Genomic DNA, 8723 nt, shown 5'->3' on the forward strand with positions numbered 1-8723 from the left:
TATAGAACCCATTTGATATCTCTAGAAAAGAGGGAGTAGGGGAGCGGGGTCGGAGGAGAGCGCTCGTTTTGGCATTGTTCATTCATTGTCTGAGCTAGAATATTTACAACCCTACATTTTTTGAGTCCTGTACGGACTACACTCTCCACACCTCCCACACCTCCCACACCTCCCACACCTCCCACACCTCCCACACCTCCCACACCTCCCACACCTCCCACACTTCCCACACTTCCCACACCTCCCAATCATAGATCCAAAATGGGTTCTATAGTGTCTTTGCGTAAGTCCTGTTAGTATTATTCAGCAGTAAAAATTAATGTTCCCTTATCAGCTTCCAAACTATCACCAATTCTGTGCCCATCGTGAAAAGCAGCTAAAATTACATCACAAGTTTTTCCCCAACCAATAATACCACTGGCATCAATACCGATCGCACCCAAATCCCTTTTATGTTCGTGTGCTTCAGCAAATGAACGCTCAAAAGCTGCTTTCATGGAAAAACCATCCGTTACCCGAATCACGATTTTTGCTGCCAAACACTCATCAATAATATCCTCTCCAATGCCAGTACAGCTCACTCCAGCACTACCAGTAGCATAATTTCCAGCAGGCATTGCCGAGTCACTAACCCGACCAATTTTTTCAAAACCTTTCCCTCCAGTAGACGTGCCCGCAGCTAATCTACCCTCTTTATCCAAAACTACTACACCGATAGTGCCAGTGCCTGGAGATTCTGCAACCACGTTAGCCATTTTTCTCCTAAAATCTTGTTTGCGATCTTCTAACCATTCATTTAATCGTTTATCTGTCAACGGGTTGTAAACTGGCATTTGTAATTCCCGTGCAAATTCAGCCGCCCCAATATCTGATAATACGCGATCGGGTGATTCTTGCAATGCTTTAGCTAAGTCAATGGGATTTTTAATCCGGGAGACATTGATCGTCCCACTAAACCGATGATTCATACCATCCATCAAGGAAGCACTCATCCGAATCTGGCCATCAGATTGTAGCACTGAACCGGTGCCAGCGTTAAAAACTGGGTCATCTTCTAAGAGTTGACAACCACGCACGACTACATCTACAGCAGCGGTGTCACCTAGAACCAAGTTATATAATTCATCTACTATTCGATGGAGAGATTTCCGAACAACTTCTAATCCTCCTTTTTCCTGGAGGGAACTACCAGCACCACCGTGAATGATCAGTTTTGGCTGCATTTTTTTTTGTGATTAAACTACTAGATATCAGGCTATTATGCCTGGGTTTGTTTGTCAATTTTTGACCTGCGTCGCCGACATCTTTCGGAACAATATTTGACTTCATCCCAACAGTCTGCCCATTTTTTTCGCCAGCTAAAAGGGCGGTTACACACAGGACATATTTTTGTTGGTAAGTCAGATTTAGATTTGGTTTTTGCCATGATACAATAGTTAGCTTGATATTCATTAGTTATTATACCTAAAAAATAAAAAATATGATTTTGAGAAGCCTATATAACAATTAATTCCTCCAGAAAGTTTGATAATCAGTTAATAACTCATAGCTGATAGCTGATGGCTGAATGCTGACACTATTTCCTAAAATTGGAAGAGTAGGGGATAGCAATAATTGATGTTAGACTTAGATAAATTGAGAGTAAATAGCTAATGGAAAAGTTTGCAGATATTCAAAGCTTGCTAAAAGAGTATTATGATTTGGAGTTTCCAGTTTCAATCTTTCAACTAGCTGATTTTTTACAAAACTATCCTGAAGAAGGAATGTGGGATTTAAGTACAATTCGTGTATCCCCTTCTGGTATATTGAGTTTGATATTAAACCCAAAATTACTAACTGAAAATTTTAAGGAATCAGCACTTCTTCATTATCGTTATTATCGAGATTTGCCAGAATTTTTTACATACTTACATGGAGATTGTGATGGCTTACACTGGGGACTTCTACTGGATAACCCTTCTATTGGTTTTCGAGGTGCTGCGTCATATTATAATAATGATGGTGATAAAATACAGGTCTATGGCAGCATTTTTTCAGCACTTATCGATCGCTGCGAGGAACAGCTTGAATGTTGTGATGAATATCTTGCAGAGGATGGAGATGAATATTATCTAGAGGCTAAAAGTATAATCAATAGGTTTTTAGAACGTATTCAAGATTATATAAGTAAGTATTCAATAGAGATTGTCGAAAATCGAGTAGAGACAGTTTCATCAGATACTGGTTTAGGACTTTGTGTACCAGAAAAGTTCCGCAGAAATGAATTATCAAAGGTTTATAGTAAAAGTAGCGATGAAGGATACAAAGCACTGCTTGATGAGTGTACAGATGGTAATGTAGTACCTGCCTTGAAAGCAGGTCGATCTTTATGGTATTGGGGTGGTGAAGAAGATTCTGAGAAAGCCTACAACTTACTTAAAAAAGCCTACACTGTACTTCAGCGTGAAAAATTACTACACATTCTTGAGATTCACTATAATAACAGGGATATTAAATCGGTGGATATGACTGGATATCCTAAGCGGTTAAGTTTCGAGCGATAGCATTGCTTAGACAGCTCTAAGATTTGTAAATAAGTATTATCATTAATATCTGGATAATTTACTTGACCGTTTTCTTTGCTCATAAGTTTCATTTGCTTTTAGGTTCTGGTAGTCTATATCATTCTTTGGTCTTTCCTCTTTTGGGAGAATAGCATTAAGTCTTCGTTATTGGGAAGATTTCCTCTAAAAAAAATTGTAGTTTATAATAGGTTGTATGTGATTTATTAAACCAAATTAATCCCCCAAAAATATTATATTTTTACCCGATAAAATATAATACATTTGGTAAAATCAAACCTCTCTATTTAGTAGATTAATTTATTATCTAAAAAATAGAGCTATTTCCTAAACAAGGGAACAAGATGCTCCCACTAGACAAAATTAAACTTCGACTACACCTCAAAATATGACTTTCCGCAGAAATTTATTTACTCATCTTTTTCCATATCTATTACTCTGTATAATAACGGCGATCGCTCTCTATCTGACTAAACCTATCTCTTTACAAATTCGCTGGAATGATGAAACACTTTACTATACTGTAGCTCAAAATATTGTCCGTCATTTTAATTTTAATAGTAATCATTATTTGGCTAGTAGTATTATTCAAAAAGGCTATCCAACTAAGGATACTCATCTCCCTGGTTATCCTTTAATTTTAGCTGTTGGTTTTTTGATTGGTGGAATTAATGAAGCTACACCATTTTTTGTTAATTATTTCCTCCTAATTTTGACGATATTTTTAATTTTTACAGTTGGTAGAGTCATTGCTAATCAATGGGTAGGTTTTGCTGCTAGTTTGATTTATTTGATTTATCCTTACACTTTAGTTTTGACTCATTCAGTAATGACAGAAATATCTGCTGCTGCTGTAATCATGGTGGTTTTTGCTCTTTTATTTATACAAAAAGAAAGTTTTTTAAAAGGGATATTTTTAGCTTCAGCAATAGCTTTAGCATATTTAATTAAACCATTTTTATTAACTTTATTTCCTGCTAGTATAGCTATTTTGTGGATTGAGAAAAATCAAGATTACAAAAAAACTTTATTCAGCTTACTATTTGCTTTTGCATTACTATTTGTCACTGTTTTAATTCCTATTTCTCAAAATCAAGAAGTTTATCCCTATGCAGCAACGAGAATTTTATCTCAATCTAATTTGATTGATATGCTGAGAATGATCTGGGAAAATTTTCTATTTAATTGTAGTCTCATAATTAATTTGAAAAAGTTTCCCGTCTATGGAACAATTACTATTTCAATGCTGCTCTTATGGAGTATTACTTTAGCTGCATTGATTAAGGCAATTTATCAACATAAATTTCAACAATTGTCAGCTTACATAAATTTATGTATTTTTAGCATAATTAGTTTTATGCCAGCTTTATTGGCAGTTTTTTTACTTTATCAATATATTGATATGGGGATTCGAGGGTTAGCAGTTTTTTCCCCTTTAATGGCAATCTTATCAATGGCAGGTTTATGGCAGTTAACTTATCAGTTAGAACCTAAAAAATTAATTGCTATAGGATTAGGAATTTATCTATGTTTAAGTTATTCAAACTTTCTCACTTTCCACAAACTAAAAAATCTCCAACGCCGACAGTCTCAACGTTTATATACTTATAGTTCGCGACTAGAAAAAGTAATATCAAAATTGCAAATTCAACCACAAATAGTTATGTCAGAGAAAAACTTTTATTTAGCGATCGCTAATTATCCGACTCAAGTAATTTGGCAATTACCCCAAACATTAGAAGAACTACGGCAAGTTGAAAAAAAAGTAAGTATAGACTTAATAGAGTTAAAAGATTCTGACCTAATATTTCAAGAAAATTTACAAGTATATGACAATATAAATCTATTAGACAACCGTTATGTTTTGCAATACCAAAATCAGGGTTTTTATTACTATAATATCATGTCCGGTTGAATAGTTATAAATAACGAGGGACGAGTCAGGAGACTCGAGACTCGAGAGAAGAGGAGAAAATTTTGGGATATGAAGGAGGAGCAAGTTTTTTTATCACGCTCTTATCCGGACATGATATAAATCATCTTAAATAATTAATTAAATTTAACTAGCTATCAGCTTTCAGCATTCAGCTAACCTCCTTTTCTGACACTTTTCAATTCCCATTATTACTATAAATTATGTCAGCAAAAGATATCTTTCACAATACAGTTCGAGTAGCTTTCAAAAATTTACAGGATTTGTAGTGCTGTAAATTGATATAGTTCGTTAAAGCTATAATAATTTTATTCCTCAAACCTAAAAAAAACCATCAGCAAACTAATTTGATAAATTTCCGAACCACTAACAGAAGCATTGCGAATACCACCAATCGCTCATTTTCACACTTATTGATTTCTTATTCATTTATTGGCCAATAGTCATTGAAGCTCAGATAGACTCAGGGAAGGCGATGCCGTCTCCTAGCTTTATATAGAATCCGGTTATATAATATATGTTTATAATTCTATAATTACTTCAAACTCCTCACACTCCTCACACTCCCCACACCCCCCACACCCCCCACACGAAACAACTTCCCACACTTCCCACCCCCAAGTATATAATAAGTATTCAACCGGATTTGATATTACTCAGGACTTACACAAATTCTTAGACAATACGCTATCCATAGGGGGCGAATGCCATTCTGACCTATTAGATTTAGATATGGCGGTTCTGCCTAAGTCCTGTTTAGTTTGATCGCCTCATTCAACCAACTCCAACCTTTGTATTTCCACAAAATAGCGATCGCTCATTAAAATAGCGATCGCTTATTTTCACGCTTACAGCGGTTTTCATATGAATAAACCACAATGATACTGACTCCTAACTCCTGACTCCTGACTCCTAACTCCTAACTCCTGACTCCTAACCCCTAACTCCTGACTCCTGACTCCTGACTCCTAACAATGAATTTAGTGGTCTACTCAACTGAAAAGCGCTGTATTGATGTTTGATTCATTTATTGGCCAATAATACAAGCAATATTACAAAAAAAATACTTGCTGTCTCCTCAAGTGTTTTAGTAAACGTAGGTTGGGTTGAGGTATCGTTTTGCTGACGCAAAGCTCCGTTTTTTCCTGACGGAATGCTCCGCAAACATGTCGCTCCGCGTTTCGCATTCGCGACATGGAATAGGAGCATTCCCTATACAAAAAAGCGTAGCTTATCCGCAGGAAAAACCCAACATTTTTCAGCTATTGCTCAAGTAGGGTAACGACAACCCAAGCTAAATAAGTTTTTGTTGGGTTCGCTCTGGCTTAACCCAACCTACTAGATTTAGACAAAGTAGCGTTGGCGGAGCAAGTGCGGCAGCTATATCGCTTTTTCCCATAAATACCAACAAATTCCAACGTTATAGTAAACGTAGGTTGGGTAGAGCTATCGTTAGCGTAGCTTATCCGCAGGAAAAACCCAACCTTTTTCAGCCATTGCTCAAGTAGGATAACGGCAACCTCAGCTAAATAAGTTTTTGTTGGGTTGCGCTCCGACGCTTAACCCAACCTACTACATTTAGACAAAAGAGCGTTGACGGAGCAAGTGCGGCAGCTATATCGCCTTCTCCCGCAAATACCAATAAACTCCAACGTTATAGTTATTAGATTTTAGATAAATTCTGATGAAAGTAGCGATCGCTGATTCTCCATAGATTACAGTAGTAAACGTAGGTTGGGTTGAGGTATCGTTAGTGTAGCTTATCCGCAGGATAAACCCAACCTACAAACTTCTTCCTTTTTCACGACACAACAAAACCCGAATATTGCCGCTTGTAAGGTGCAAGAAAAGCCAGAACAATATCTGAATTTGGCACCCCTAAATCTAATAATTCATTAACAATACCAATTTCTGTACCATCATGTTGTATCCAGATTTTTTCATCTTTAATATCTATTTGCAACACACAACCCCGTACTCGTCTATTGCCATGCCAACCAACATTTAAAAGTTGATAATGGTCTCTTTATTCATCAAAAACAACTTGTACTTCTATATCTCCATAAGATGGTTTGTATTGACTATATTCAGTAATAATATTTTTGACATAATTCCTATATTTAGTTAATTTTTCCATTCCAAAATCACCTCATTTGTAGGATTATATATAATCAATTTTATCTGATTTTCTTCAACTGCTACTTGAGTAAATACTAGAGTGAAAAAACTTTCATAAGTATCTTCAGAAAAAGCTAAATATAAAACTCTTTCCGGTTTAATTATTCTTAATACCGTTCGGTAGTTAATAAATTACCCCAAAGCATTATGAAACTCTGAAACTAGAGAGCCTCGAATCAAACTCTTGATTTAAACGGCAATTTTTATGCCATCTTTTTCAGCGCCAACAATTCTTTCAGCACCTAAATCAACAGACAAATCAACTCCACCAAATTCTAAGTAAAGAGGGTTATTACTGATGACCCAATCTTCTTTGATCAAGGCATTTTTGACAGCATCATGGAAAATATCTTTAGCAGGCATAATTTACTACAAGTTTACAACTTTAACACTTGATATTGCACACCTGTTTAAAAATTATTACTCCTCCACCTTCAGCAACAGTTTGTCTTAAAGCTTCAGCATTACTAACAGTAACTCCTGCCAAATAATTAATCAGGACTTACGCAGGTGAACCCAGAAACCCGGTTTCTCGTAGATGTTTATTGTCAAAAACAATGATTTACCGTAGAAACCGGGTTTCTTTGCGTAAGTCCGATTAATATCATGTTCGGTTGAATAGTTATGATTAGGATATAGATGGAAGAGATATCTCAAACTCTTGAGATTGCTTCCTTCCACGGTGTTACCGTCGCAATGACTTTATAGTTAGTGATTATCCGAACATGATATAATCCCAAATTCCTTTAATTCTCCTAACCAAGGCATAGTCGGACTCAACAAATAGAACCTAATTGCTTATTGTTAGTGGTACTTAGAAATCCTACTTAAGATCAAATACCTCTAGAACTTAAAAATCACAAGGGTTGTGCCAGAGTGACATAACAGAGTTACCGATCAAATTTAGAAACAATACTGTTCAAGGTGTAGCTTGTATCCCTCAATATCATTTTCAATTTGAGGATTCTTGTGAATATCAAATACTCCATAGTCTGGTAGGATTTCATAACCACAAAATTTATAGTTACTTGTGATGTTGAGAAACACATCCTCTGTTTTCTTTCCTGCAAAAAGGTACTGATCGGGATTATCGAAAGCCTCCCTGGGAGCATTCCATGTTGCACAGATCATAAACTTCTTATGCTGCATAAAGCCACCAGTTCCGTATTGCTTTTTAGGGTCTTTTCGTGTGCGTCCATCGTTTTCCAGTAAAGACTTGTTCTTAAGGCCAAGATTGAAGACGTCATCTGCATACTTTTTGTAAATCCATGGAGCACCGAACCAATTTACTGGTGTTTGAAGGAGAACTAAATCAGCTTCTAGGTGCTTCTCTACCTCTTTGTCTGGTTCATATCCATTTTCGACGTAGGTTTCGATTACTTCATGCCCTTTTTCTGCAAAAAAATCCTTAGCGAGGTTCATCAGAGTCAGGTTCAATTTACCTTCAGACAAACCTGGGTATTTTAGATGTGCGTTGATTATTAGTAATTTCATTTAAGTAAAAATTTAACTCTCCTGGCGATAAGTCCCGCGCTCTCCCGTTGTCTCGCCTAGCGGCAGCTATTGGGGGAGCGTCGGAATGAAAGCCGGGCGTTACCTGTGTTTTTTGTCCTGATTTTCTCTTGAGAGTTATTCTACTATAGATATTGACAATTACAAATATGGAAAATATCTTTAGCAGCCATAACTTACTACAACTTTAACACTTGATATTGTACACCTGTTTCAAAAATTCTTACCCCTCCACCTTCAGCAACAGTTTGTCTTAAAACTTCAGCATTACTAACAGTAACTCCTGCCAAATAATCAATCCCAAATTCCTTTAACTCTGCTAACCAAGGCATAGTCGGACCCATCAAAACTAACTGAGAATTTTTTGCCAACTCCACTAACCGAGGAAAAGTTTTATTAGCAATAGAAGTCGCCGTCAAAAATACCCATTCCGCCTCCGGTAACAAATACTCCGATGCAGTGTCGGGAAGGTCGTCCGCTCCCGGTTGCCGTTCGATGACAGTCATATCCATCTCATTCTCATAACGAGATAACCGGGA

The 8723-nt window shown here is 36.6% G+C and carries 8 protein-coding genes and 2 pseudogenes; 2 read left to right on the forward strand and 8 right to left on the reverse strand.

All coding sequences use genetic code 11. The annotated features are described in order from the left end of the window. From F6K40_RS36540 to F6K40_RS36550, 3 genes are all read right to left on the reverse strand, one after another. Window positions 1-239 (reverse strand): hypothetical protein (locus F6K40_RS36540; protein ID WP_293143989.1); only part of this gene is annotated, 239 nt, incomplete at its 3' end. 60 nt (window positions 240-299) lie between these two features. Continuing rightward, window positions 300-1223 (reverse strand): isoaspartyl peptidase/L-asparaginase, encoded by a 924-nt coding sequence (locus F6K40_RS36545; RefSeq protein ID WP_293143991.1) that lies wholly within the window; start codon window positions 1221-1223, stop codon window positions 300-302. 35 nt (window positions 1224-1258) lie between these two features. Next, window positions 1259-1426, reverse strand: a complete 168-nt coding sequence (locus F6K40_RS36550) for a DUF2256 domain-containing protein (protein WP_293143994.1) — start codon at window positions 1424-1426, stop codon at window positions 1259-1261. A gap of 226 nt (window positions 1427-1652) precedes the next feature. Here F6K40_RS36550 and F6K40_RS36555 point away from each other — a divergent pair, with 226 nt between their 5' ends. Together F6K40_RS36555 and F6K40_RS36560 are read left to right on the forward strand one after the other, a co-directional pair. Continuing rightward, complete coding sequence (locus F6K40_RS36555) at window positions 1653-2543, forward strand: ADP-ribosylation family protein (protein WP_293143997.1); 891 nt, start codon at window positions 1653-1655, stop codon at window positions 2541-2543. 406 nt (window positions 2544-2949) lie between these two features. After that, window positions 2950-4476: an ArnT family glycosyltransferase gene (locus tag F6K40_RS36560; RefSeq protein WP_293144000.1), complete on the forward strand. Its 1527-nt coding sequence runs from the start codon at window positions 2950-2952 to the stop codon at window positions 4474-4476. A 1819-nt stretch (window positions 4477-6295) separates the two neighbouring features. Here the strand turns inward: F6K40_RS36560 and F6K40_RS36565 are convergent. From F6K40_RS36565 to F6K40_RS36585, 5 genes and pseudogenes are all read right to left on the reverse strand, one after another. After that, window positions 6296-6631 (reverse strand): annotated as a pseudogene (locus F6K40_RS36565) (element excision factor XisI family protein). Next, window positions 6619-7035, reverse strand: a pseudogene (locus tag F6K40_RS36570) (XisH family protein). Before F6K40_RS36570 ends, F6K40_RS36565 begins: the two co-directional pseudogenes overlap by 13 nt. Window positions 7036-7057: 22 nt before the next feature. After that, complete coding sequence (locus F6K40_RS36575) at window positions 7058-7159, reverse strand: hypothetical protein (RefSeq protein ID WP_293144002.1); 102 nt, start codon at window positions 7157-7159, stop codon at window positions 7058-7060. Between the two features lie 416 nt (window positions 7160-7575). Continuing rightward, window positions 7576-8166, reverse strand: a complete 591-nt coding sequence (locus tag F6K40_RS36580; protein ID WP_293144005.1) for an NAD(P)H-dependent oxidoreductase — start codon at window positions 8164-8166, stop codon at window positions 7576-7578. Window positions 8167-8363: 197 nt separating this feature from the next. After that, window positions 8364-8723 (reverse strand): Rossmann-like domain-containing protein (locus F6K40_RS36585; protein ID WP_293144008.1); only part of this gene is annotated, 360 nt, incomplete at its 5' end.

The organism is Okeania sp. SIO3I5 (genome assembly GCF_010672085.1).
Classification (GTDB): Bacteria; Cyanobacteriota; Cyanobacteriia; order Cyanobacteriales; family Microcoleaceae; genus Trichodesmium.

Excerpts from the sequence above, each read along its gene's own strand:
- F6K40_RS36545 (WP_293143991.1), bottom strand. The coding sequence starts at position 1,223 with ATGCAGCCAAAACTGATCATTCACGGTGGTGCTGGTAGTTCCCTCCAG.
- F6K40_RS36550 (WP_293143994.1), bottom strand. The coding sequence starts at position 1,426 with ATGGCAAAAACCAAATCTAAATCTGACTTACCAACAAAAATATGTCCT.
- F6K40_RS36555 (WP_293143997.1), top strand. The coding sequence starts at position 1,653 with ATGGAAAAGTTTGCAGATATTCAAAGCTTGCTAAAAGAGTATTATGAT.
- F6K40_RS36560 (WP_293144000.1), top strand. The coding sequence starts at position 2,950 with ATGACTTTCCGCAGAAATTTATTTACTCATCTTTTTCCATATCTATTA.
- F6K40_RS36580 (WP_293144005.1), bottom strand. The coding sequence starts at position 8,166 with ATGAAATTACTAATAATCAACGCACATCTAAAATACCCAGGTTTGTCT.